The organism is Methylobacterium sp. E-025 (genome assembly GCF_022829705.1).
In the GTDB taxonomy this organism is placed as follows: domain Bacteria; phylum Pseudomonadota; class Alphaproteobacteria; order Rhizobiales; family Beijerinckiaceae; genus Methylobacterium.
Genome location: NZ_JAKSYR010000181.1, coordinates 1 through 24,254 on the forward strand (window position 1 = coordinate 1; position 24,254 = coordinate 24,254).

Annotated in this window: 25 protein-coding genes and 2 pseudogenes; 16 read left to right on the top strand and 11 right to left on the bottom strand. The window is 71.2% G+C overall.

Annotation, left to right across the window (positions count from 1 at the left end):
- From MKK64_RS26080 to lgt, 4 genes and pseudogenes are all read right to left on the bottom strand, one after another.
- Positions 1–276, bottom strand: a pseudogene (locus tag MKK64_RS26080) (porin family protein); the annotation flags it as partial.
- Positions 277–546: 270 nt separating this feature from the next.
- Positions 547–1,317 carry a peptidoglycan editing factor PgeF gene (pgeF, locus tag MKK64_RS26085; RefSeq protein WP_243938564.1) on the bottom strand — a complete coding sequence of 257 codons (771 nt, stop codon included), beginning with the start codon at positions 1,315–1,317 and terminating at the stop codon, positions 547–549.
- Between the two features lie 112 nt (positions 1,318–1,429).
- Positions 1,430–2,503: a class I SAM-dependent methyltransferase gene (locus tag MKK64_RS26090; protein ID WP_243938543.1), complete on the bottom strand. Its 1,074-nt coding sequence runs from the start codon at positions 2,501–2,503 to the stop codon at positions 1,430–1,432.
- A gap of 4 nt (positions 2,504–2,507) precedes the next feature.
- Positions 2,508–3,395: a prolipoprotein diacylglyceryl transferase gene (gene lgt, locus MKK64_RS26095; RefSeq protein ID WP_313898940.1), complete on the bottom strand. Its 888-nt coding sequence runs from the start codon at positions 3,393–3,395 to the stop codon at positions 2,508–2,510.
- A gap of 172 nt (positions 3,396–3,567) precedes the next feature.
- Between lgt and MKK64_RS26100 the strand changes: the two genes are divergently transcribed.
- Together MKK64_RS26100 and MKK64_RS26105 are read left to right on the top strand one after the other, a co-directional pair.
- Positions 3,568–3,801, top strand: a complete 234-nt coding sequence (locus MKK64_RS26100; RefSeq protein ID WP_147727367.1) for a type II toxin-antitoxin system Phd/YefM family antitoxin — start codon at positions 3,568–3,570, stop codon at positions 3,799–3,801.
- Positions 3,798–4,184 (top strand): type II toxin-antitoxin system VapC family toxin, encoded by a 387-nt coding sequence (locus MKK64_RS26105; protein WP_243938547.1) that lies wholly within the window; start codon positions 3,798–3,800, stop codon positions 4,182–4,184. Before MKK64_RS26100 ends, MKK64_RS26105 begins: the two co-directional genes overlap by 4 nt.
- Before the next feature lie 21 nt (positions 4,185–4,205).
- Here MKK64_RS26105 and MKK64_RS26110 read toward each other — a convergent pair whose 3' ends face one another.
- The 5 genes from MKK64_RS26110 to MKK64_RS26130 all read right to left on the bottom strand — a co-directional run bounded on the left by MKK64_RS26110 (position 4,206) and on the right by MKK64_RS26130 (position 8,125).
- Positions 4,206–5,201: a catalase family peroxidase gene (locus tag MKK64_RS26110; protein ID WP_243938549.1), complete on the bottom strand. Its 996-nt coding sequence runs from the start codon at positions 5,199–5,201 to the stop codon at positions 4,206–4,208.
- Between the two features lie 123 nt (positions 5,202–5,324).
- Positions 5,325–6,251: a VOC family protein gene (locus MKK64_RS26115; protein WP_243938551.1), complete on the bottom strand. Its 927-nt coding sequence runs from the start codon at positions 6,249–6,251 to the stop codon at positions 5,325–5,327.
- Positions 6,248–7,150, bottom strand: a complete 903-nt coding sequence (locus MKK64_RS26120) for an SMP-30/gluconolactonase/LRE family protein (RefSeq protein ID WP_243938553.1) — start codon at positions 7,148–7,150, stop codon at positions 6,248–6,250. The genes MKK64_RS26115 and MKK64_RS26120 overlap by 4 nt, the downstream gene beginning before the upstream one ends.
- A gap of 10 nt (positions 7,151–7,160) precedes the next feature.
- Positions 7,161–7,622: a cupin domain-containing protein gene (locus tag MKK64_RS26125; protein WP_147727362.1), complete on the bottom strand. Its 462-nt coding sequence runs from the start codon at positions 7,620–7,622 to the stop codon at positions 7,161–7,163.
- A 26-nt stretch (positions 7,623–7,648) separates the two neighbouring features.
- Complete coding sequence (locus MKK64_RS26130; RefSeq protein ID WP_147727361.1) at positions 7,649–8,125, bottom strand: DoxX family protein; 477 nt, start codon at positions 8,123–8,125, stop codon at positions 7,649–7,651.
- Between the two features lie 242 nt (positions 8,126–8,367).
- Here MKK64_RS26130 and MKK64_RS26135 point away from each other — a divergent pair, with 242 nt between their 5' ends.
- Complete coding sequence (locus tag MKK64_RS26135) at positions 8,368–9,936, top strand: GMC oxidoreductase (protein WP_243938555.1); 1,569 nt, start codon at positions 8,368–8,370, stop codon at positions 9,934–9,936.
- 47 nt (positions 9,937–9,983) lie between these two features.
- Here MKK64_RS26135 and MKK64_RS26140 read toward each other — a convergent pair whose 3' ends face one another.
- Both MKK64_RS26140 and crtD read right to left on the bottom strand, forming a co-directional pair.
- On the bottom strand, positions 9,984–10,841 hold the full coding sequence (locus MKK64_RS26140) for a carotenoid 1,2-hydratase (RefSeq protein WP_243938566.1): 858 nt from the start codon (positions 10,839–10,841) through the stop codon (positions 9,984–9,986).
- Positions 10,838–12,376, bottom strand: coding sequence for a 1-hydroxycarotenoid 3,4-desaturase CrtD (crtD, locus tag MKK64_RS26145; RefSeq protein WP_243938568.1), 1,539 nt, complete (start codon positions 12,374–12,376; stop codon positions 10,838–10,840). The genes MKK64_RS26140 and crtD overlap by 4 nt, the downstream gene beginning before the upstream one ends.
- A 106-nt stretch (positions 12,377–12,482) precedes the next feature.
- On the opposite strand from crtD, the gene MKK64_RS26150 reads away from it, so the two are divergent.
- The 13 genes and pseudogenes from MKK64_RS26150 to MKK64_RS26210 form a co-directional block, all read left to right on the top strand.
- Positions 12,483–13,352 carry a polyprenyl synthetase family protein gene (locus tag MKK64_RS26150; protein WP_147859741.1) on the top strand — a complete coding sequence of 290 codons (870 nt, stop codon included), beginning with the start codon at positions 12,483–12,485 and terminating at the stop codon, positions 13,350–13,352.
- Between the two features lie 10 nt (positions 13,353–13,362).
- Positions 13,363–14,577, top strand: a complete 1,215-nt coding sequence (locus MKK64_RS26155; RefSeq protein ID WP_243938556.1) for an acetylserotonin O-methyltransferase — start codon at positions 13,363–13,365, stop codon at positions 14,575–14,577.
- Between the two features lie 86 nt (positions 14,578–14,663).
- On the top strand, positions 14,664–15,599 hold the full coding sequence (gene bchC / locus MKK64_RS26160) for a chlorophyll synthesis pathway protein BchC (protein WP_147843839.1): 936 nt from the start codon (positions 14,664–14,666) through the stop codon (positions 15,597–15,599).
- A complete protein-coding gene (locus MKK64_RS26165; protein ID WP_147843837.1) occupies positions 15,596–16,582 on the top strand; it encodes a chlorophyllide a reductase iron protein subunit X in 987 nt (328 codons plus the stop codon). Before bchC ends, MKK64_RS26165 begins: the two co-directional genes overlap by 4 nt.
- Positions 16,583–16,587: 5 nt before the next feature.
- Complete coding sequence (gene bchY, locus MKK64_RS26170) at positions 16,588–18,180, top strand: chlorophyllide a reductase subunit Y (RefSeq protein ID WP_243938558.1); 1,593 nt, start codon at positions 16,588–16,590, stop codon at positions 18,178–18,180.
- Positions 18,180–19,646, top strand: a complete 1,467-nt coding sequence (gene bchZ, locus MKK64_RS26175) for a chlorophyllide a reductase subunit Z (protein ID WP_243938560.1) — start codon at positions 18,180–18,182, stop codon at positions 19,644–19,646. Before bchY ends, bchZ begins: the two co-directional genes overlap by 1 nt.
- 125 nt (positions 19,647–19,771) lie before the next feature.
- Positions 19,772–19,987, top strand: coding sequence for a hypothetical protein (locus MKK64_RS26180; protein ID WP_147730004.1), 216 nt, complete (start codon positions 19,772–19,774; stop codon positions 19,985–19,987).
- A gap of 164 nt (positions 19,988–20,151) precedes the next feature.
- A complete protein-coding gene (gene pufB / locus MKK64_RS26185; RefSeq protein ID WP_147730005.1) occupies positions 20,152–20,385 on the top strand; it encodes a light-harvesting antenna LH1, beta subunit in 234 nt (77 codons plus the stop codon).
- Positions 20,386–20,396: 11 nt separating this feature from the next.
- Positions 20,397–20,579, top strand: coding sequence for a light-harvesting antenna LH1, alpha subunit (gene pufA, locus MKK64_RS26190; RefSeq protein ID WP_147730006.1), 183 nt, complete (start codon positions 20,397–20,399; stop codon positions 20,577–20,579).
- 196 nt (positions 20,580–20,775) lie between these two features.
- Positions 20,776–21,600: a photosynthetic reaction center subunit L gene (pufL, locus tag MKK64_RS26195; RefSeq protein WP_147729315.1), complete on the top strand. Its 825-nt coding sequence runs from the start codon at positions 20,776–20,778 to the stop codon at positions 21,598–21,600.
- A 98-nt stretch (positions 21,601–21,698) separates the two neighbouring features.
- Positions 21,699–22,679 (top strand): photosynthetic reaction center subunit M, encoded by a 981-nt coding sequence (gene pufM / locus MKK64_RS26200; RefSeq protein ID WP_147729316.1) that lies wholly within the window; start codon positions 21,699–21,701, stop codon positions 22,677–22,679.
- Positions 22,676–23,794 (top strand): photosynthetic reaction center cytochrome PufC, encoded by a 1,119-nt coding sequence (gene pufC, locus MKK64_RS26205; RefSeq protein WP_243938562.1) that lies wholly within the window; start codon positions 22,676–22,678, stop codon positions 23,792–23,794. Before pufM ends, pufC begins: the two co-directional genes overlap by 4 nt.
- A gap of 254 nt (positions 23,795–24,048) precedes the next feature.
- A pseudogene (locus MKK64_RS26210) lies at positions 24,049–24,254 on the top strand (type I secretion system permease/ATPase); the annotation flags it as partial.

The following is a 24,254-nucleotide window of genomic DNA, read 5'->3' on the forward strand; positions in this document are numbered from 1 at the left end:
GCTGCCGCCGAAGGCAAGCACGCCGCCGGTGTTGCCGCCGGCCGGGCCGGCGAAGATCGCGTTGCCGGGCGAGACGCCGACGACGGTGGCGCCGCGGCGATCGCTGGCATCGAAGCCGTAGCCGGCGTTGATACCGAAGTACGCGCCCGTCCAGGTGAACACCGGAACCGGGGTGAACACCGGCGGCGGAGCGCGACGCGGAAGGTCGGCGGCGAAGGCGGAGCCGGCGAGCGCGATGCCGGCGAGGGCGGTGACGCCCCGAAGCATGGATTTCATGGTCTGGTCCTCATTCCATCTGGTGCCGCCGGCCTTTTGGCCCGTCCGGCACCGATTGCCCGTCTTTAAGTCAATGGCTCCAAGGATGCTGTTGCATCGCGGTAACGCCGACCGTCCTGAAGACGGCCCCTTTGTGGCGCCCCGCCGTTGTTGCCTTGGTACCTGCCCCGATAAACACACGCGAATGGTCAAGGTTCACTTGCGGCCACGCTTTTTTCGCATCCCGCCTTTGGACAGATTGTCGCATGCAGTTCCTTCGACGGAACCCGCCTACGGCGTCAGCGCGATCGCCGAGATCAGCCGGCCGTAATCCGCCTCGGCGCGGTGCGTGGTCCGGCGGTAGCTGTAGAAGCGGTCCGGGTCGGAATAGGTGCACAGGCCGAGGATGGCGGCTTCTCCGATCTCCGCCTGCTCCAGGCGGGAGAGCACGAAGCCCGGCAGGTCGAACTGTGCATGGTCGGGCCGCGTGCCGGCCGCGAAGAACCGATCCGATCCCGGCGCCTCGTCCCGGAAGCGCGTCATGAAATCCGTGCCCACCTCGTAGGCGCCCTGCGCGATCGTCGGGCCGAGCATCGCGACGATCGCCGAGCGGCGGGCGCCGAGCCCTTCCATCGCGGCGACCGTGGCCTCGACCACGCCGGTCAGCGCGCCCTTCCATCCCGCGTGGGCGGCGCCGACGACGCCGTTCTCGGGATCGGCGAACAGGATCGGGCCGCAATCGGCGGTGGCGATCCCGAGGGCGAGGCCCGGAACCCGCGTCACCATGGCGTCGGCCTTCGGGCGCTCCGACGGGACGAACGGCGCCTCGACCACGACGGCCTGCGCGGAATGCACTTGGTAGAGGCTGACCAGCCGATCCGCCGGCAGCCCGAGCTGCGCGCACATCCGCGCACGGTTCTCGGCGACGGCCTCGGGCCTGTCCCGCGAGCCGAGCCCGCCGTTGAGGGAGGCGTAGAGCCCGTCGGAAACGCCGCCCTGCCGGGTGAAGAAGGCGTGGCGGATGCCCGAATGCGAGCTGAGTTCCGGCGCTTCGACGAACATGGCGGCTCCTGGCATGGCGGCTCCTGGCGAGACTTCGCGCCCGCGATGCGGGATCACGTCCACCCGTCGATAACCGAAGGCGCCGGCGGTGACGATGGCACCCGCGGCGCCCTCAGCCGTGCGCGAATCCCGGCGGCGGCGGAAGGGTCGGCTGGGTGATCGCCATCGCCTTGAACAGGCTTCCCATCCCGCCGGGGGCCGGATCGGTGAGCCGGAGCGACGCGGCCGCGATCGCCTCGGCATGCGCCGGCGTCGCCCGCGCCTTCAGCCGGGCCGCGCGGGCGGGAAGACCCAGCGCATCGAGGAAGGCGCGCTGATCGACGGGGCCGTGGATCGTCGCCCCCGCCTCGGCGGCCGCGCGCGCCAGGGCCGGAAAGTCGACATGCACGGTGAGGTCGGCCTCGCCCGGCGCGTCGAGCGGCCCGACGAAGCGATGCCCGGCGATCGCCTGGAGGGTGTCGCCGAAGCCCGGCCGGACATGGCCGTAATCGACGACGAGCAAGGCTCCGCCCTGGTCGCGGACGCGTTGCGCCAGGGTTCGCGCCAGCTCGAGGGCGGGGGCGGGCAGAGTCATCAGCGCCCCCTCGGCCGCCGCGGCGGTGATCGCGACCGTCGGGTCGGGCGCGAGGCCGAAGGCGAGGGCGCCGTCCGCCAGGCCGACCAGGCGCTCGCACCAGCCGCGCGCCGTCCGCACGAACTGGCGCACGGGGAGGCAATCGAAGAATTCGTTGGCGACGACGATCGCCGGGCCGGGCGGCACCGAGGCGACGTCCGCGTGCCAGGTCGGCGTCGCCGCCCCGAGCGTCGCCTCCTGCGCCGCCCGCAGCACCGGGCTGGTCTCGACGAGGTGGAGGTCGATCGCCGCCGTCGGCGCCACGGTGCGCAGCGCCCGCAGCGCGTCGGCCATCAGCGTGCCGCGGCCGGGGCCGAGCTCCACCAGGCGCAGCGGGGCCGGTGCCCCCATCGCGGCCCAGACCGAGGCGATCCACACCCCGACGAGCTCGCCGAACATCTGGCTGATCTCGGGCGCGGTGGTGAAGTCGCCCCGCGGGCCGAGCGGGTCGCGGGTGCGGTAGTAGCCGTGCACCGGATGGCCGAGGCAGAGCGCCATGTAGCGGTCGATCCCGATCGGCCCGGTCTCGCGGATCAGGGCGGCGATCTCGGCGCCGAGGGGGGTGGGGCTCACGTCCTCACCGCGCCGTCTCCGTCTGCAGCGCGGCGGCCTCGACGGGATGGCGCGGCCGCGTGACGCCGCGGGCGGCGAGCACGATGAAGACCAGCCCGACCACGGCCATCGGCACGCAGAGCAGCATGCCCATGGTCACGCCGCCGCCGAGCGGCCCGAGATGGTCGCCGAACAGGTAGCCGAGCTGGCGGTCGGGCTCGCGGAACAGCTCGCAGACGGTCCGCGCGACGGCATAGCCGAGCACGAAGATGCCGCCGAGGAGGCCCGGCTTGCGGAAACCGAAGCGGTTCACCGCGAGCGCCATGACGATGAACAGCAGCAGCCCCTCGGTCGCGGCCTCGTAGAGCTGGCTCGGATGGCGGGGCAGCGGGCCGCCGGTGGGGAAGACGACGGCATAGGCGAAGTCGGGCGCGACCCGGCCCCACAGCTCGCCGTTCACGAAGTTGGCGATGCGGCCGAAGAACAGCCCGATCGGCACGACCACGGCGGCCAGATCGAGGAGCGTGTAGCCGCCGAGCTTTCGCGAGCGCGCGACCAGCAGCATCGCCAGGATCGCCCCGAGGAAGCCGCCGTGGAACGACATCCCACCGTTGCGGATCGCCAGGATCTCGATCGGGTCGTCGAGATACATCGGCAGATTGTAGAACAGCACGTAGCCGATGCGCCCGCCGAGGACGACGCCCAGCGCCACCCAGACGATCATGTCGTCGATGTCGGCGGTGGTCGGGCGCCGCACCACGCCCCAGTAGCGGTCGGCCATCACCAGGCGGCGGGCGTAGAACCAGCCGCCGATCAGCCCGGCAATGTAGGCCAGCGCGTACCACTTGATGGTGATCGGCCCGATCGCGACGGCGACCGGATCGATGGCCGGGAAGGGCAGGGCGAAGAGCATCGGGACCTCCCGTGGAAACGCCGGCATTGGACGTGGGCCCCGGGAGGCGTCAAGCCTGGGCATCGGTCCTTGCTCAGGCCTCGGGCCCGATGGCGAGGAGGCACTGCCTGCCTCCCTAGCGAACCTAGTCGACTTAGCTAAGATCGTGCCGTCTTATAGTTGGGAATGTGCGATGCAGATAACCGTCCATGCGGCCAAGACTCAGCTGTCCAAGCTGATCGAAGCAGCTCTGCGTGGCGAGGAGGTCATCATCGCCCGTGGAAGCGAGCCCGTCGTCCGATTGGTCGCCATCCCGAAGACCACGTTCAAGATCGGTCTTCTGGAAGGTCGCGTGACAGGTCCGGGTCCCGACTTCCTCGAACCGATGGACGCCGACGCGCTCGACCTGTGGGAGGGTGGGCGTTGAGCGGAAGCCTTCTCCTGGACACGCATGCCTGGGCTTGGTCGCTCACCAACGATCGTCGCCTCTCCCTTGCGGCGCGGCAAAGCATATCTGCGGCCGCGACGGTTTATGTGAGCCCGATCACCTTCTTTGAAATCGGTCAGAAGGTGCGCCTCGGCAAATGGCCCGACATGGCCCCCTTCGCCGACAGCCTCGCCGACCTCCTCCTCCAGCAAGGCGGCAGAACTTCTGCGCTGACGGGTGAGATCTGCCTCATGGCCGGCACGATGGATTGGTCGCATCGCGACCCGTTCGACCGTCTGCCGGCGGCAACGGCGCCGATCCGCGCGATGCGGCGGATCTCGGCCGATGCCGTCTTCGACGGGCGCGTCACCCGCATCTGGTGAGACGGGCGACGCGCCCGGCCGTCACTGCGAGCGCCGCCCGAACGAGACCGCGTAGGCCTGGACCCGCGCGTCGATCAGGGGATCGTCCGAGACCTCGATCCCGTCGGTGAGGGCGTTCGGCAGGAACAGCAGCGCCTTCTCGGCGCTCGCGCTGTCGGCGACGGGCTTGGTCAGCGTCAGGGTGCCCATCTCGACCAGGCGGCGCTCCTCCGGCCACGGCTGGGTCGCGTCGTCGGTCCGGTCGCCGGGCTCCGCGAGCTGGGCCAGCACCTTGTAGGAGACCGGCGCCTTGCCGAGCCGCGTGCGGATCTCGCTCATCAGGTGGTCCGGCGCCTGCTTGGCGGCCTCCTCGGACCCGAGCAGCTCCTCGCCCTCGACCGGCACGATGCGGTAGCGGAAGGCCTGCCGCTTGCCGCTCGCGTCGACGAGGATGAAGGCGTTGACGCCGTTGTAGGTCTGGCGCGCCAGGCTCGTCGGGGTCCGGGCGGTGGCGCCGGCCTTGCCCGCGGCCGGGTGGCTCGCGACGAAGGTCTCGGCCGGCGTCGGCTTTCCGGCATCCTTCCCGCTCTTCGCGATCGCGACGAGCAGGTCGCGGAACTCCTCGCCGGTGGCGACGGGGAAGTACTTCAGGCTGTTGGTGACGACGTCCATCTCGCTGCCGTCGGCGAGCTTGAACTTGAGCGAGAGCCCGTGCGGGTTGGCGTTGGCCGCGCCGTCTGCGATCGTCGGGAGGCCGGTGGCGTCCGAGAAGCGGGCGGTGACCGGCACGGCGGCACCGGAGAAGACAGAGGCCTTGCTGAGCTTGGCCGCCTCGGCGCTCGGCGTGAAGCGTCCTTCCACGACGGTCCCCTTGGCGTGGTTCGCCCGCATGCCCGGATGCTGCCCCCAGAGCGTGTTCATCGCGTCGACGGTCTGCTCGGCGGTGGTGCCGTCCTCGGCCGAGACCGGCGTGCCGGCCAGACCGGCGAGCATGAGGCCGCCCGCCAGGGCGCGTCGGAGGAGCGGAATACGGGTCATGCAGGTCTCCGGATCGGGGCGGCCCTCCGGCACCCGAGGCGGCGACCGGCGGCGATGGATGGCTATTGCCACGATCTGGAGTTGCACAAAAGGATCGAGCCGCGCGCCGCGATGCGAGGCCGTTTATCGGCGCGCGCCGCCGTTGGGGCCGACGAGCCGCAGCCCATGCCCGTCGGGTCCCTCGGCGTAGGCGGTGCTGCCGTCGGCCGAAAGCCGCACCGGGTGGCCGGCCTGCCGGATCGCCGCGACGGCTTTGGCGACGTCGGCGGTCTCGAGGACGAGCCGCGTCGTCGCCCGGTCGCGCGGACCGAAGGGCGCCGGGGTCGGTTTCTCCGTCGCGGGCTGGCGGTAGTGCAGCAACTCCAGATGCGGCGTCGCAGGGCCGCCGGGTTCCAGGCCGAGGACGTCGACGACGGGGTCGGGGACGCCGTCGAGGCGCGCCTGCGCCTCGCCCGCGTTCAGACCTCGCTGCGCCACCCGGAAGCCGAGCAGCGCCGCGTGGAAGGCGAGCGCGGCCTCGAGGCGCGTCACGGTGATCGCCGAGTGGTCGATGCCGAGGAACAGGCCGGGCGCGGCCTGCCAGCGCTCGGCGGCGGGGCCGCCGGGGAAGGCGATCAGCTCCAACGGGTGCCCGTCGGGATCGCGGAACTTGTAGGCCGTCACGCCGCCCGACGTCTTGGGCAGGTCCTGTGGGCCGCCGACGCTGACGGCGGTCGGCGACAGGCGCGAGAGCTGCCGGAACGCGGCCTCCATCGCGCGGACGGGGATCGCGAGATGCTGGAAGACCGGATCGGTGGCACGGGGCGCGTCCGGGTACGGCGCGCCCGGCGGATCGAAGGCCAGGAACGCCACGATCTGCCGGCCGAGCCGCATCTTCAGGCGCGAGCCCACCGCCCCGGGGGATCCGTAGGCGTCGCCGATCGCAGCCGGCAGCGGCTCGATCGGGCCGACCCGCGAGAACCCGAGGCCGTCGCGATAAAACGCCTCCGTCCGCGTCAGGTCCGCGACGGTGCGCTCGAACCCGGCGATCGATCGGACCAGGGCGCTCACAGGAGCCGCGCCCCACGCCGGTTGGTGTAGATCGCGTAGAGGGTGTGCGAGGCGCAGAGGAAGAGCCGGCTGCCGTTGCGGCCGCCGAAGGCGAGGTTCGAGACCGTCGCGGGCACCAGGATCTTGCCGACGCGCTCGCCGTGCGGATCGATGCAATGCACGCCGTCCCCGGCGCCCGACCAGAGATAGCCTTCGTCGTCGAGGCGGAAGCCGTCGGCGAAGCCCGGCTCGACCGTGTGGAAGACGTCGCCGCCCGAGAGCGATCCATTCTCGGCGACGTCGAAGACGCGGATGAACTTCTTCGGCGCCTCGGCGAATTGCAGCCCGCTCTCGGCGACGTAGAGCTTCGTCTCGTCCGGCGAGAAGGCGAGCCCGTTCGGCCCGTCGAAGTCGCCGGCCACGACCGCGAGCGAGCCGTCGCGCGGGTCGAAGCGGTAGACGTTGGCGGGCAGCTCGGAGGCCTGCTTGCCGCCCTCGTAGTCGGTCTGGATGCCGTAGGGCGGGTCGCTGAACCAGATCGTGCCGTCCGACTTGCAGACGACGTCGTTCGGGGAATTCAGCCGGCGGCCCTGGTAGCGCTCGACCAGCGCGGTGATCGTGCCGTCGAGCTCGGTCCGGGTGATCCGGCGGTCGCGGTGCGAGCAGGAGAGCAGACGCCCCTGCCGGTCGCGGGCGTGCCCGTTCTCGAAGCCGGTGCCCGAGCGGTACACCGAGACGCCGCCGGACTCGCTCCAGCGCATCACGCGGTCGTTCGGCAGGTCCGAGAACAGGAGCTCGTCGCGGTCGCCGAACCAGACCGGGCCCTCGCACCATCGGAAGCCCTCGGCGAGCATCTCCAGCGGCGCGTTCGGCAGCACGAACGCCTTGAACCGCGGCTGCGTGATCTCGAAGCCATCCATCGGCGCGGGCCTACTTGAAGCGTCCGGGCTGGTTCACGGTCGGCGTCACGTCGAGGCCGGTGACGATCATCGTGCACGGCTCGTCGCCGACCGTGCCGGAGAGGTGCCCCTTCCGTCCGTCGCGCTCCTTGGTGTTCTGGTCCTCGCCCATCATCAGCTCGCCCGGTCCCATCTCGACGCGGGTGCCGTCCATGGTCTCGACGAACCAGCGGCCCGACAGGATGGCGATCCATTGCGGCCGCGGGTTCTCGTGCCATTGCCCGACCCAGCCGACCGGCAGCACCGTGAAGGTGACGCCGGCCTGCGACGGCGCCTGCTTGTCGTTCCATTGCGGCGCGGTCTGCGGGTCGATGCCCTCGAACTTGAACGCCGACAGCGCGAACCGTTCCTGCCGGCTCACGCCTTCGGCGTCGGTGTAGACGTGCCAGTACGGCATCCTGGGCGGCGGCCCGCCGTCGTGCTGATCGGCCATGTCGGGTTCCTTGCGAGAGAGGGTCGTCAACGGTTGTCGGGGGCGGACAGGGCCGGGGCGGCCTGCGGGCCGCTCGAGAGCGGGTGCCGAACGACCTCGGAGGCCGGGGCGTAGGCGCCGCCGATCACCACCAGCAGAAGCCCGCCGACGAGGCCGAAGTTCTTGAAGAAGTCCCAGAAATGGGCACGGCCCTCGCCGTTCTTCGACCAGAAGTCCGGGAACCGCCAGAACGGGTGGTACATCAGCGCGGTGACGGCGCAGAAGCCGGCGAGGACGAAGGCCGCCGCGCGATCGAAGATGCCGGTCACGATCAGAACCGGCGTCACCGCCTCGACGAGGATGCCGAGCACGAGCAGCAGGGCCGGGAAAGGCACTGGGCCGGAGCGCGCCTGCCCCATGGCCTCGTCCCAGTGCGCGACCTTGTCGTAGGCGCTCAGCGGAAACATGAAGACGAGGCAGAGCTTGGCCGCGAGCGGCACGGCGACGAGATCGAGCCACGTCATCGGGGGCCTGTGGTGACGGGCATCGCGAGATCCGGGGCGAGACGGGGGAGGGGCGGCGTTCGTGCTCGAGGGCCCAACGCCGCTCACCCGCCGCAGTTGCCGGGCCGGGCGGCGGAAGCGGGTGCGTTTGCTGCATCGCAGCGCGCACGATGCCGTGACCGGCCAGCCTGGAACGCCTCCAGGCTTGTGCCGTTGGCCGGCGAACCCGTTTTCTCCAGCGTATTGCAGTGCGAGGCCGACCGATGCGAGAGGACCATTACGACGTCATCGTGATCGGCTCGGGCCCCGGCGGCGGCTCGCTGACGTCGCGGCTGGCGAAGACCGGCAAGCGCATCCTGCTGCTGGAGCGCGGCGACTACCTCCCGCGCTCGCAGGACAACTGGAATTCGAAGACCGTCTTCGTCGACGGCGCCTACCAGGCGAAGGAGACCTGGTACGGCGGCGACGGCCGCACGTTCAGCCCAGCGTTGCACTACTATGTCGGCGGCAACTCGAAGGTCTACGGCTCGGCGCTGCTGCGGATGCGCGAGCGCGATTTCGGCGAGGTCCGTCACGTGGACGGCCTCTCGCCGGCCTGGCCGGTCTCCTATGCCGAGTTCGAGCCCTATTACGGGCAGGCGGAGGCGCTGTTCGCCGTGCACGGGCAACGCGGCGAGGATCCGAACGAGCCGTGGGCGAGCGGCCCCTACGACCATCCCGCCGTCAGCCACGAGCCGCGCATCCAGAAGCTGTCGGACGACTGGGCGAAGGTCGGCCTCAACCCGTTCCACCTGCCGCTCGGCATCAAGCTCGACGAGCGCAACGGCAAGCCGACGCCGACGAGCGTCTGCATCCGCTGCGACGCCTTCGACGGGTTCCCGTGCCTGCTCAACGGCAAGGCTGACGCGCAGGTGATGACCGTCGACCCGACGCTGGCCCGGCACGACAACGTCACGCTGCTCGTCAACGCCTACGTCTCGACGCTCGAGACCGACCCGTCGGGCCGCACCGTGACGGCGGTGAACGTCACCCGCGAGGGCCGGGCGGAGCGCTACTCCGCCGACATCGTCGTCGTCGCGTGCGGCGCGCTGTCCTCGGCGCTGCTGCTCCTGCGCTCGGCCAACGCGGCCCACCCGAACGGGCTGGCCAACGGCTCCGACCAGGTTGGGCGCAACTACATGCGCCACACCATGTCGGTGCTGATGGCCCTGTCGAAGGAGGTCAACGACACCGTCTTCCAGAAGACGCTCGCGGTCTCGGACTTCTACTTCGAGTCGAAGGACTGGGAATTTCCCATGGGCCTGATGCAGATGTGCGCCAAGACGCATCCGGAGCAGATCCGCGGCGAGGAGTTTCCGAAATGGACCGGCTTCCTGCCGAATGCCCCGTTCGAGATGGTGGCGCGCCACTCGATGGACTTCTGGCTGCAGAGCGAGGACCTGCCGCATCCCGACAACCGGGTGATGCTCGGCCATGACGGCCGCGTGATCCTCGACGTGCGCGAGACCAACCGCGAGGCGCACGACCGCCTGCGCGGCAAGCTCGAGGACCTGCTCCGTCCGGGCGGGCTCTACACCTACCTGTTCGAGCGCTCGCTCTATCTCGGCAAAAACATCCCCCTGAGCGGGACCGCGCATCAGGCCGGCACGCTGCGCTTCGGCACCGATCCGAAGGCGTCCGTGCTCGACCTGACCTGCAAGGCGCACGAGCTCGATAACCTCTACGTCACCGATGCGAGCTTCTTCCCCTCGATCGGCGCCGTGAACCCGACGCTGACGATCGTCGCCAACGCGCTGCGCGTCGCCGACCACATCGCCGAACGGCTGGGCTGACGGGCTCGATCGCGACCCGCTTCAGACGAGCGCGTGACGCCTGGTCGTCACGCCCGCCGCGGCATCCGGAACGGCAGCATCAGCCGCACCAGCGGATTGCGGAAGCGGTCGAGCGACAGGCTCTCGTGGACCGAGCGCACCGTCTCGCCGGCGAGCCGGGCCGAGAGCAGCGAGCGGGAGTAGAATGGCGTGTCCTCGAAGGTCCGCACCACCTCCGCCCGCCCGTCGTCGCTGCGGGTCGCGCGCGGCACGCGCCAGAACCGCGTCGGCGGCAAGGCCGCGGCGAGGGGCGGGCGGAGATCGCGGCGGGCGCCGGTGCGGTCGAAGCAGAGCGAGAGGTTCTGGCCCAAGCCGTCGCGGCGGCACACGTCGTAGAGGATCGCCGCGCCGTCGCCGAGGTCCGCCCGGCACCAGGTCCAGCTCGTGAAGGCTTCGGCCAGCGGCTCGTCGCCGTGATTGGTGTCGAAGTAGGCGGTGCCGGACCAGCGCACGGACGGCGCGTCGAGCGCGACCTCGACGGGCGAGGACGGCGCCATCGGCCACCAGCGATGCGCGCCCCGCGCGTCCAGGGTGAAGGGCCCGGGCGTGATCCCGCCGGGATAAAGCTTCACCGTGCCGCGGACCCGCGACGGGACCGGCGCCGTGGTCTCGTCGAGGGTGATGGTGAGCGAGGTACCGTCCCAGGCCATGCCGCTCGGCCCGATCCGGATCTGCGTCGCATCGCGCGACAGGGCGCGGCTGCCGCGCTCGGTCATGCAGAAGCGGTTTTCGCGCGCGCCGTAGAGGACGACGTTGACGGCGCAGTGCTCGAACGGGTTCCGCGTGGCGTCCCAGGCGTAGTAGGGCGAGAACACGCTGCCGATGAAGGCGATGATGGTCAGCCCCTGGGTGCCGTCCGCGCTCAGGGCGTCGACGTACCACCAGACATAGCCGTCGCGGCCGACCGGCGTGTCGAAGCGGGGCGCGCCGCCCGCCGATCCGCCAGCAGCGTGTCCGCCGCGATCCGCCCCGATTGCGCCGCCATCGGCACCCCCGGCCCCGGATGGACGCTGCCGCCCGCCAGGTACAGGCCCGGCAGCCGGGTCCGCGCGCCCATCCGCTTGAAGGTCGCGCTCCAGCCGTGCGAGGCCCGTCCGTAGAGCGCCCCCCCGGTCGCCGGGAACAGGGTGCCGAACCGGGCCGGCGTGGTGACCGCCGTCTCGGCGGCGGAGATCGTCAGGCCGCACGCCGTCAGCCGTGCCCGCATCGTCGTTTCGCATGCGTCGATCTCCGTATCGGTGAAGGGTCGCTCGCCCCGGGCCGGCGCGTTGACGAGGCAGAGCAGGCGCTCGGGCCCGTCCGGCATCGCGTCGCCGGCCCGATCCTGCGCGCAGACGTAGGTCGTGGGGTCGGGCGGCAGCCGCCCGCGGCGGATCGCGTCGAACTCGGCCCGGTAGTCGCGTCCGAAGAACACGGTGTGGTGCGCCAGCGGAAAGCCCGCGGTGCGGGCGTTCAAGCAGAAGGTGATCGCCGAGAGCGAGCGCTCGGCCGGCGCCACCGGATCGGCGGCGCCGACCACCGCGGGCCCGAGCAACCCGGCGGCGAGCGCCGAGACGTCGCCGTTCATCACCACCGCGTCGGCCGCGATCAGCTCGCCGTCGGCGAGGACCACGCCCGAGACCGCACCGCCCGAGACCAGGATGCGCGCGACGTGCGCGCCGGTGCGGATCGTCGCGCCGCGCTCGCGCGCCAGCGCGGCGACCGCCGCGGCGAGCCGGCTCAAGCCGCCCTCGATCGACCACACGCCCGCCTGCTCGACATGGGCGACGAGCATCAGCGTCGCCGGCGCCTGATACGGCGAGGAGCCGCAATAGGTGGCGTAGCGGGCAAACAGCTGCCGCAGGCGCGGGTCGCGGAAGTAGTCGCCGAGCGCCCCCCACAGGGTGGCGAAGGGCTGGATCCGCCACAGGTCGCCCAGCCCCGACAGGCCGGCGCGACGGGCGAGGTCGACGGGTCCGGGCCGGGCGCCGCGGATGAACGGCGCGTCGAGGGTGCGGAACACCTGCTCGGCCCGCGCGCAGAAGCGCCGGTAGCCCTCGGCCTCGCGCGCGCCGGCGAAGGCGGCGATCGCGTCGACGGAGGCGTCGACGTCGGCGAGCAGGTCGAGCCGCTCGGACGCGCTCCAGGCGTGGCGGGCGAGAATGCGGGCGGGGCTCAGCGCGACCCGCTCACCCAGATCCGCACCGGCCTCGGCGAAGATCTCGTCGAGGATCCAGCGCATGGTGAACACGGTCGGGCCGGCCTCGATCCGGGTGCCGCCGACCGGCACGCTGCGCATCTTGCCGCCTGGCACGCCGGCGGTCTCGAGCAGCGTCACCGCGCATCCGGCCACGGCGAGCCGGAGGGCGGCGACGAGCCCGCCGATGCCGCCCCCGATCACCACGACCCGCTCGATCACCATCGTTCCCCCGTGCCGCACGACGATCCGGCATTGATCTCACCCGCGACAAGTGTCAATCATAGATGACACTTCGAAAAGTCAAAGCAAATTGACACGGGAGGTCACGGTGGACGCAGGCCAGCGCATCGAACGGACCCTGGACAACGCGGTCGCCTACGCCGAGGCGCCGGGCGCCCCGCCGCGGCTCGCCGAGGCGATCCGCTACGCCGTGTTCCCGGGCGGCCATCGCATCCGGCCCCGGCTCTGCCTGGCGGTGGCCGCCGCCTGCGGCGACGACGATCCGGCCGCCGCCGAGTCCGCCGCCGCCGCGATCGAGCTGCTGCACTGTGCCTCCCTCGTCCACGATGACCTGCCCTGCTTCGACGACGCCGAGACCCGCCGGCAGAAGCCCACCGTGCACGTCGCCTTCGGCGAGCCGCTGGCGGTGCTCACCGGCGACGCGCTGATCGTGCTCGCGTTCGAGACGTTGGCCCGGGGCGCGGCCAGGAACCCGCATCGGCTCGCGGCGCTCGTTGGGCTGGTCGCCCGCGCGGTCGGCTCGCCGGCCGGCATCGTTGCCGGCCAGGCCTGGGAGTCGGAGGAGCAGGTCGCGCTGTCGAACTACCAGCAGGCCAAGACCGGTGCGCTGTTCGCCGCCGCGACGGTGGCGGGTGCGGCGGCGGCGGGCGCGTCGCCGCTGCCGTGGCGGCTCCTCGGGGAATGCCTCGGCGAGGCCTATCAGGTCGCCGACGACCTGCGCGACGTCGCCTGCCGCCAGGAGGAGATCGGCAAGCCCGCCGGCCGCGACGCCACCCTCGGCCGGCCGAACGCCGCCCTGCTCCTCGGCATGGGCGGCGCCCTCGAGCGGCTGAAGCGCCTCTCGGCGGAGGCGATCGAGGTGATCCCGACCTGCCCGGGCGCCGACGCGCTGCGCGCCGAGATCGCCGCGCAGACCCGGCTCTTCCTGCCCGCGAGCCTCGCCCACGAATTCGCCTGAGGCGAGGGGCATGGCGGCGGAGACCAGCGTGGGCATCGTCTCCGGCGGGGAGAAGAACGACCTCCGCGCCGTCCCGCTCGCCTCGGCGGGGGGAGGGTGGCTCGCGTTTCGAAACCTTCGCGAGCGCTGGCGCGCCTTCCGCATCGCCCGCGTCGCGAGCCCCGCATTCCAGCGTTGGGCCGCCGGGTTTCCGCTGACGCGCCGCATCGCGCGGACGAACACCCGGGCGTTGTTCGACCTCTGCGCCGGGTTCACCTACTCCCAGGTGCTGCTCGCCTGCGTCCGGCTCGACCTGTTCCACACGCTGCAGCCCGGCCCGCTCGCGACGGCCGTGCTGGCCGAGCGCCTCCGTCTCGCACCGGAGCGGGCCGAGCGCCTGCTGAAGGCCGCCGCCTCCCTCGACCTGATCGGCCGCCTGCCCGACGCGCGCTGGGCGCTGGCCGACCTCGGCGCGGCGCTGATCGGCAACCCGTCGGTGGCGGCGATGATCGAGCATCACGCCATGCTCTACGCCGATCTCGCCGACCCGGTCGCGCTGCTGCGCGGCGAAGGACCCCCGACGCGACTCTCGGGTTACTGGCCCTACGCCAAGGCCGCCGAGCCGGACGCCGCGGAGGCCGAGGCGGTCGCCGGCTACAGCCGCCTGATGGCGGCCTCGCAGGCGCTGATCGCCGAGGACGTGCTCGACGCCTATCCGCTCGGATCGCACGCCTGCCTGATGGATGTCGGCGGCGGGGAGGGCGCCTTCGTCACCGCCGCCGCGGCCCGCCACCCCGGCCTGCACCTGATGCTGTTCGACCTGCCGGCGGTCGCCGCCCGGGCCGAGGCGCGCCTTGGTGCGGCGGGCCTGACGGTCGCCTGCCGCGGCGGAAGCTTCTTCTCCGATCCGCTGCCGCGCGGCGCCGACGCGATCTCGCTGGTGCGGATCGTCCACGACCACGACGACGCCCGCGCCGCGGTGCTGCTGCGTGCGGCGCACGACGCGCTGCCCCCCGGCGGCACGCTGCTCGTCGCCGAGCCGATGGCCGGGACGCGGGGGGCCGAGCCGATCGGCGACGCCTATTTCGGCTTCTACCTGCTCGCCATGGGCAGCGGCCGCGCCCGCACCGTCGAGGAGCTGACCGCGATGCTTCGCGATGCCGGATTCGACGCGATCCGCAGCGTGAAGACCCGTCGTCCCCTGCTGACGCGCCTCGTCGTCGCCCGCAAGCGCGGCGAAGTGTAAATTTGCCTTGACGCTTTCTGTTGTCATTCTAGGATGACTGATGGCCGACCGGGAGAGTCGGGCTAGGGATGGAAGAGGCACCGCACATGGACGCGCTCGCCGTCGTTCTCGAGAAACCGGAGGTGCTGGCGCTCAACCGCCTGCCGCTGACTCCGGCCGCAGAGGGCGACGCGGTGGTCGCCGTCACCTGGAGCGGGATCTCCACCGGCACCGAGCGCCTGCTCTGGACCGGGCGGATGCCGAGCTTCCCCGGCATGGGATACCCGCTGGTGCCGGGCTACGAGTCGGTCGGCACCGTCGAATCGGCGCCCGCGGGCTCGGACCTGAGCGTCGGCCAGGCGGTGTTCGTGCCGGGCGCGCGCTGCTTCGGCACGGTGCGCGGCCTGTTCGGCGGCGCCGCCTCGCACCTGATCGTGCCGGCGGAGAAGCTGGTGCCGGTCGACCCCGCGCTGGGCGAGAAGGCGATCCTGCTGGCGCTCGCCGCCACCGCCTACCACGCGATGGCGAGCAACGCCCCCGGCGAGCGCTCGCTGATCGTCGGCCACGGGGTGCTCGGGCGCCTGCTGGCCCGGCTCACCGCCCTGTCCGGCGCGATGCCGACGGTGTGGGAGACCAATCCGGTCCGGGCGCGGGGCGAATTCGGCTATCCCGTCATCCACCCCGATCAGGACGAGCGCCGCGACTACGCGACGATCACCGACGTCAGCGGCGATGCGAGCCTGCTCGACACGCTGATCGGGCGGCTGTGCTCCGGCGGCGAGATCGTGCTCGCCGGCTTCTACGAGGCGCCGCTCGCCTTCGCCTTCCCGCCAGCCTTCCTGCGCGAGGCCCGGATCCGGGTCGCGGCCGAGTTCCGGCCGCACGACCTCGCGGCGGTGAGCGCGCTCGTCGCACGCGGCGCCCTCTCCCTCGACGGCCTGATCACCCACCGGCGCCCGGCGTCGGAGGCGGAGCAGGCCTATCGCACGGCCTTCGGCGAGCCCGAGTGCCTGAAGATGATCCTCGACTGGAGGAACGCATGAACATGCACCTGACCAACGCCGCGCTCCGCGCCGAAGCGGCCATCGAGCCGGATCCGGTGGCGACCGCGCCGGCGAAGAAGGAAACGCAGATCATCGCGATCTACGGCAAGGGCGGCATCGGCAAGTCGTTCACCCTGGCCAACCTCAGCTACATGATGGCCCAGCAGGGCAAGAAGGTCCTTCTCATCGGCTGCGACCCGAAGAGCGACACCACCTCGCTGCTGTTCGGCGGCAAGGCCTGCCCGACCATCATCGAGACCTCGACCCGGAAGAAGCTCGCCGGCGAGCCGGTGGCGATCGGCGACGTCTGCTTCAAGCGCGACGGCGTCTACGCGATGGAGCTCGGCGGCCCCGAGGTCGGGCGCGGCTGCGGCGGCCGCGGCATCATCCACGGCTTCGAGCTTTTGGAGAAGCTCGGCTTCCATGAATGGGGCTTCGACTACGTCCTGCTCGACTTCCTCGGCGACGTGGTCTGCGGCGGCTTCGGCCTGCCGATCGCCCGCGACATGTGCCAGAAGGTCATCGTCGTCGGCTCGAACGACCTGCAGTCGCTCTACGTCGCCAACAACGTCTGCTCCGCGGTCGAATACTTCCGCAAGCTCGGCGGCAACGTCGGCGTCGGCGGCCTGGTGATCAACAAGGACGACCACACCGGCGAGGCCCAGGCCTTCGCCGCCGCCGTCGGCATCCCGGTGCTGGCCTCGATCCCGGCCGACGACGACATCCGCAGGAAGAGCGCGAACTACGAGATCATCGGCCGGCCCGACGGGCGCTGGGGCTCGCTGTTCGCCGATCTCGCCCAGAACGTCGCCGAGGCGAAGCCCAATCACCCGACGCCGCTTTCGCAGGACGGCCTCCTCGGGCTGTTCTCCAGCGAGACCACCGGCCGCGACGTGGTGCTGGTGCCGGCGACCTTCGAGGACATGTGCGGCGTCGCCCACGTCGCCAAGCCGTCCCTCGAAGTCGTCTACGACGAGGTCTGAGGCGCATGGCCGTCACCCTCGACATCGCCGCGCTCCGCGCCCGCCGGGAAATCCCGGCCTCGACGCTCGCCGCCGCGCAGGCGCCGGCCGTGAACCTCGCGGCGACGAAGGGCGACGGCCTCGGCTGCCATGCCGGCAAGGACGTGATGCGGGCCGCCGCCGCCGAGGCCGGCATGAGCGAGACCCTGGACCGGCTGGCCAAGGATTACCCCGTCGGGCCGCACGACCAGCCGCAGAGCATGTGCCCGGCCTTCGGCTCGCTCCGGGTCGGCCTGCGAATGCGGCGCACCGCGACGATCCTGTCCGGCTCCGCCTGCTGCGTCTACGGGCTGACCTTCACCTCGCACTTCTACGGGGCCAAGCGCTCGGTCGGCTACGTGCCGTTCAACTCGGAGACGCTGGTCACCGGCAAGCTGTTCGAGGACATCCGCGAGGCGGTGTTCCTCACGGCCAAGCCCGCCGATTACGACGCCGTTGTGGTGATCAACCTCTGCGTGCCGACGGCCTCGGGCGTGCCGCTGCGCCTGCTGCCGAAGGAGATCGAGGGCGTCCGCATCATCGGCATCGACGTGCCGGGCTTCGGGGTGCCGACCCATGCCGAGGCCAAGGATGTGCTCGCCGGCGCGATGCTGCGGTTCGCGCGCACGGAAGCCGAGCAGGGCCCGGTCCAGGCGCCGCGCGCCGGCCGCTCCGAGCGCCCGACGGTGACGCTGCTCGGCGAGATGTTCCCCGCCGATCCCGTGGTAATCGGCGCGATGCTGGAGCCGCTCGGCCTCGCCGCCGGCCCCGTGGTCCCGACCCGCGAATGGCGCGAGCTCTACGCGGCGCTCGACGGCGCGGCGGTGGCGGCGATCCACCCGTTCTACACCGCGAGCATCCGCGAGTTCGAGGCGGCCGGCCGGCCGATCGTCGGCTCGGCGCCGGTCGGCGTCGACGGCACCGCGGACTGGCTCGACCGGATCGGCGAGGCCTGCGCCGTCCCGCGCGGCCTGGTCGAGGCCGCCAAGAACCGCCTGCTGCCGCCGATCCGCGGCGTGCTCGCCGCCGCCCCGATCCAGGGCCGCATCACCCTCTCCGGCTACGAGGGCTCGGAGCTGCTGGTCGGGCGCCTGCTGATCGAAAGCGGCGCCGACCTGCGCTACGTCGGCACCGCCTGCCCGAGGACGCCCTGGGCGGAGGCCGACCGCGACTGGCTCGAGGCCCGCGGCGTCCAGGTGAAGTTCCGGGCCTCGCTCGAGGATGACCTCGCCGCAATGCGCGAATACCGGCCCGACCTCGCCGTCGGCACCACGCCGGTGGTGCAGAAGGCCAAGGAGGCCGGCACGCCGGCCCTGTACTTCACCAACCTGATCTCGGCACGGCCGCTGATGGGCGTCGCCGGCGCCGGCTCGCTCGCCAAGGTGATCAACGCCGCGCTCGGCAACAAGGGCCGCTTCGACGCGATGCGCGGCTTCTTCGAGGGCGTCGGCACCGGCCACGCCGCCGGCGTCTGGGAGGCGGTGCCGCAGCTGCGCAAGAGCGTGGCGCGGGCGCCCGCGCCGAAGAAGCACGACCAAGGTCTCCTGCTGGACAACACGCCTATCGGGGAGATGGCCTGATGCTCGTCCTCGATCACGACCGCGCCGGCGGGTACTGGGGTGCCGTCTACGTCTTCACGGCGATCAAGGGCCTGCAGGTCATCATCGACGGCCCCGTCGGCTGCGAGAACCTGCCGGTCACCTCGGTGCTGCACTACACCGACGCGCTGCCGCCGCACGAGCTTCCGATCGTCGTCACGGGCCTCGGCGAGGAGGAGCTCGGCCGCCACGGCACCGAGGGCGCGATGAAGCGGGCGCATGCGGTGCTCGATCCCGGCCAGCCCAGCGTCGTCGTCACCGGCTCGATCGCCGAGATGATCGGCGGCGGGGTCACGCCGGAGGGCACCAACATACAGCGCTTCCTGCCACGCACCATCGACGAGGACCAGTGGCAGACCGCCGACCGGGCGATGCGCTGGCTCTGGCAGGAATACGGCGCCAAGCGCTTCGCCAAGAAGGGCATCCCGCCGCGTCCCGCGCGCAAGGAGGGCGAGCGCCCGCGGGTCAACCTGATCGGGCCGGCCTACGGCACCTTCAACATGCCCTCCGACCTCGCCGAGATCCGGCGGCTGGTCGAGGGGATCGGCGCCGAGATCAACCTGGTCTTCCCGCTGGGCTCGCATCTCGCCGACGTGCCCAAGCTCGTCAATGCCGACGCCAACGTCTGCCTCTACCGCGAGTTCGGGCGCCTGCTCTGCGAGGACCTGGAGCGGCCCTACCTGCAGGCGCCGATCGGCGTGCTCTCGACCACCAAGTTCCTGCGCTCGCTCGGCGAGATCCTCGGCCTCGATCCCGAGCCGTTCATCGAGCGCGAGAAGCACACCACGATCAAGCCGGTCTGGGACCTGTGGCGCTCGGTGACGCAGGACTTCTTCGGCACCGCGAGCTTCGGCATCGTCGCGACCGACACCTACGCGCGCGGCGTGCGCCACTTCCTCGAGGAGGAGATGGGGCTGCCCTGCACCTTCGCCTTCGCGCGAAAGCCCGGCGCCAAGCCCGACAACGCGGCCGTGCGCGCGGCCATCGCGAACAATCCGCCGCTGGTGCTGTTCGGCTCGTTCAACGAGCGGATGTACGCGGCCGAGAGCGGCTGCCGGGCGGTGTTCGTGCCGGCCTCGTTCCCCGGCGCGATCATCCGGCGGCACACCGGCACGCCGTTCATGGGCTATTCCGGCGCGACCTACCTCGTGCAGGAAGTCTGCAACGCGCTGTTCGACATGCTCTTCCACATCCTGCCGCTCGCCCGCGACATGGATGCGGTCGAGGCGACGCCGGCGCGGATGCATCGCGAATTGCCGTGGAACGAGGCCGCGCGGGCGCTCCTCGACGCGCATGTCGAGCGCCAGCCGGTCCTGGTCCGGATCTCGATGGCCAAGCGCCTGCGCGATGCCGCCGAGCGCGGCGCCCGCCGCGACGGCGCCGGCGAGGTCGCACCCGGGCACGTCGAGACCGCCCACGACGCCCTGAAGCTCGGGGTCGCCGCATGAGCGCGTCCGCGAGCCTGCCGATCCCTGCCGCCCACACCCCTTCGCCCCGGCTCCGGCCGGACGAATCCGCCCGCACCCCGCCGAGCCCGCGCCCTGCGCCGGCCCCAGCGCCCAGGAGGACATCCATGGCCCGATCGATCGATGCGACGTCCCGGCTCCACCAGGAGGAGGTCCAGTTCAAGGTCATCCTCGGCGCGACCTACCCGTTCTTCCTCGCCGCCGCGATCGCCCAGCGCGTGATGCCCGCGCGCGAGCCGGGCCGCCCGGCCCAGCGCCGCTCGGTCTTCGGCGAGGCCAAGGCCATGGCGGTCTCGGCCATCCCCTACGCCTTCATGGGCTGACGCCTTCGGGCCGCGCCGGATCGCGCTTCGCGCCGGCCGAGCCCTTCGAGACGCTTCCGTCCGGGCAGAACGGGTGGAAGTCCGGTCGTGGCACCCAACGCCGCCACGGCGCTCACCCCCGCGCGACCCTGCCGCGCGGTCAGCCAAACGGAGGTACTTCAACCATGGCCAATCCCGGAACGCTCGAACGACCGAGCAGCCTCTCGGGGCTGACGGAACCCGAAGCCAAGGAGTTCCACGCGATCTTCCTGACGAGCTTCATCATCTTCACCGCGATCGCCGTCGTCGCGCACATCCTGGTCTGGATGTGGCGCCCGTGGCTGCCCGGGCCGAAGGGCTACGCCATGCTCGAAGGCGGGGCCCAAGCCGTCCACGGCCTCGTCTCGATGATCTCGTAAGGGAGGACACCATGCACAAGGTCTGGCTCCTGTTCGATCCCCGCCGCACGCTGGTGGCGCTGTTCACCTTCCTCTTCGTCCTCGCGCTGCTGATCCACTTCATCCTGCTCAGCACCAGCCGGTTCAACTGGCTGGAGGGCGCCAAGGACTCGAAGGCGGCCTCCCTCCAGATCGTCGCGCCGACCCCGGCGTGACCCGGCCCCGCGGCGTGCCGGCCGAGTTCCCGCCCGGCCGGCATGCCGCACGAGACGCCGCGCACCGAAGGCAGCGGACCGGAGCCCCGATCCTCCCGCCCGCTGCGCCCGACAACCGAGCGCTGCCGCAAGGCCGCTCGCACGACCGCACGCACGAGCGCCCGACGGCCGCAGACCCATCCGGAGGCTATTCGCCATGGCGATGCTGAGTTTCGAGAAGAAGTATCGCGTCCGCGGCGGCACCCTCGTCGGCGGCGACCTGTTCGATTTCTGGGTCGGGCCGTTCTACGTCGGCTTCTTCGGGGTCACGACGCTGTTCTTCAGCGCGCTCGGCACGGCGCTGATCATCTACGGCGCGGCGCTCGGGCCGACCTGGAACATCTGGCAGATCAACATCGCGCCGCCCGACATCAAGTACGGGCTGGCGCTCGCCCCCCTGAAGGAGGGCGGCCTCTGGCAGATCATCACGTTCTGCGCCATCGGCGCGTTCTCGTCCTGGGCGCTGCGCGAGGTCGAAATCTGCCGCAAGCTCGGCATCGGCTACCACGTGCCCTTCGCCTTCGCGGTCGCGATCTTCGCCTACGTCGTCCTGGTCGTGGTCCGCCCGTTCCTGATGGGCGCCTGGGGCTACGGCTTCCCGTACGGCATCCTCAGCCACCTCGATTGGGTGTCGAACACCGGCTACCAGTACCTGCACTTCCACTATAATCCGGCGCACATGCTCGCCGTGACCTTCTTCTTCACCACGACGCTCGCTCTGGCGATGCACGGCGGCCTGATCCTCTCGGCGACGAACCCGGCCAAGGGCGAGACCGTGAAGAGCCCCGAGCACGAGGACACCTTCTTCCGCGACACGATCGGCTACTCGATCGGCACGCTCGGCATCCACCGCCTCGGCCTGTTCCTGGCCCTGTCGGCGGGATTCTGGAGCGCGGTCTGCATCGTGATCAGCGGCCCGTTCTGGACGCAGGGCTGGCCGGAATGGTGGGGCTGGTGGCTGAACCTGCCGGTCTGGCGCTGAGCCGCGAAGTCGCCCGGCCGCGATCGTCGCGCGGCCGGGGGCGGGACGGATACGGCCACCACGTCGCTTGAAGAACGCTCCCGGAAAGGGCCCAGGCAATGGCGTACTACCAGAACATCCTCACCCAGGTGCAGATCCGGCCGATCGAGGCGGAGCACGGCGTCCCGGTCGCCGTCGATTCGCGCTGGGGCAAGCCGTTCCACAGCTACCTGATGGGGCTGATCGGCAACGCGCAGGTCGGGCCGATCTACATCGGCTACCTCGGGGCGCTGTCCTTCGCCTGCGGGCTGATCGCCTTCGAGATCATCGGCCTCAACATGTGGGCGTCGGTGAACTGGGACCCGATCCAGTTCGTGCGGCAGCTGCCCTGGCTCGCCCTCGAGCCGCCGCGCCCGCAATACGGCCTCCGGATCCTGCCGCCGCTCAACGAGGGAGGCTGGTGGCTGATCGCCGGCTTCTTCCTCACCGCCTCGATCCTGCTGTGGTGGCTCCGGCTCTACCGCCGCGCCGCGGCGCTCGGCCTGGGCAAGCACGTGCCGTGGGCCTTCGCCTCGGCGATCTGGCTCTACCTCGTGCTCGGCTTCATCCGCCCGATCATGATGGGCTCGTGGAGCGAGGCGGTGCCGTTCGGCATCTTCCCACACCTCGATTGGACCGCCGCGTTCTCGCTGCGCTACGGCAACCTGTTCTACAACCCGTTCCACATGCTCTCGATCGTCTTCCTGTACGGGTCGACGCTGCTGTTCGCGATGCACGGGGGCACCATCCTGGCCTGCTCGCGCTACGGCGCCGAGCGCGAGATCGACCAGATCGTCGACCGCGGCACCGCCACCGAGCGCGCCGCCCTGTTCTGGCGCTGGACCATGGGCTTCAACGCCACGATGGAATCGGTCCACCGCTGGGCCTGGTGGTTCGCGGTGCTGACGACGCTGACCGGCGGCATCGGCATCCTGCTCACCGGCACCGTCGTCGACAACTGGTACCTCTGGGCGGTCAAGCACGGGGTCGCGCCGTCCTATCCGCAGGTCTACGGCCCGATCGTCGATCCCTCCAGCGTCGCCCCCTCGGTGCACCCATGAGAACCCTGCTCGCCGTCGCCGGCGCGGTCGCCGCGCTGTTCCTCACGATCGCCATGCTAGGCACCGCCGGCTGGACCCGCCCGCCGATGGCGCAGCAGCAGACCGGGTTCCGCGGCACTGCGATGGACGTCATCGAGACCCGGGCGAACAAGGCCGCCAAGATCGAGGCCAACCAGGCGCCCGCGCCGGCCGACCCGGCCGAGCCCGGGGGCGACAAGGCCTCGGCGGTCTACCAGAACGTCAAGGTCCTCGGCGATCTCTCGGCCGACAACTTCAACCGCCTGATGGCCTCGATGACCGAGTGGGTCGCCCCGGAGCAGGGCTGCACCTACTGCCACAACACCGAGAACATGGCCGACGACAGCCTGTACCAGAAGCGCGTCGCCAGGCGGATGCTGCAGATGGTCCAGCACATCAACTCGACCTGGAAGGAGAACCACGTCCACGAGGCCGGCGTCACCTGCTACACCTGCCACCGCGGCCAGCCGGTGCCGAAGAACATCTGGTTCGAGAATCCCGGCCCGAACGCGGGGCACGGCGTCATCCCGCGCAACAACGGGCAGAACGTCGCCAGCCCGCAGGTCGGCCTGACCTCGCTGCCCTACGGCGTCTACGCGGCGTTCTACGCGCACAAGAACACGCCCGAGGACGCGATCCGCGTCAACGCCACCTCGGCCCTGCCGGAGACCAAGGGCAAGCCGATCCAGGACGCGGAGAAGACCTTCGCGATCATGATCAGCATGGCGCAGTCGCTCGGCGTGAACTGCACCTTCTGCCACAACACCCGCTCGGTGGCGGATTGGAGCACGAGCACGCCCAACCGCGTCGCCGCCTGGCACGGCATCCGCATGGTCCGCGACCTGAACGAGGACTACATGCTGCCGCTCTCCGAGACGCTGCCGCCGAACCGCCACGGCCCGCTCGGCGACGTGCCGAAGATGAACTGCGCCACCTGCCACAACGGCGCCAACAAGCCGCTCAACGGCGCCCACGTGGTCGAGGCCTATCCCGAGCTCGCCGGGCCCGTCGCCTCGGCGGACATGCCGGCCGGCGTGCCGGCCCAGCCCGCGGCGACGCCGGATCCGGCGATGCCGGCGCCCGCGCCGAAACCCTGACGACCCCGGCCGGGCGAGCCCCGGTCGAACGTCCCGATCCCGAAACGGCCGCCGGACCCCCGTCCGGCGGCCGTTCTCGTTGCAGGAGGCGACGGGACGCGCGGCGCGGCCTTTGCATATCGGACGCGCATCTCGGTGAATACCGCCACTTTTCAGAAATCGCCGGCGCGTATACAGACAGGAAACACCATTCGCGTATTATATACGTACGGTTGCAAGCACACAGTGAACGAATGCATGCCGGGGGCAGGAACATGATGCGTGCGCGGGATCCCGGAGAGCTCGGCTCGGCCCTGGCGTCCTGCCGGACGGCGTTCGCCGGCGTCGCGGTGATGAGCGGCGTGGTGAACGTGCTGTACCTCACCGGCTCGTTCTTCATGCTGGAGGTATACGACCGGGTGATCCCGAGCCGTTCGGTGCCGACGCTGATCGGGCTGATGGCGCTGGCGCTGACGCTGTA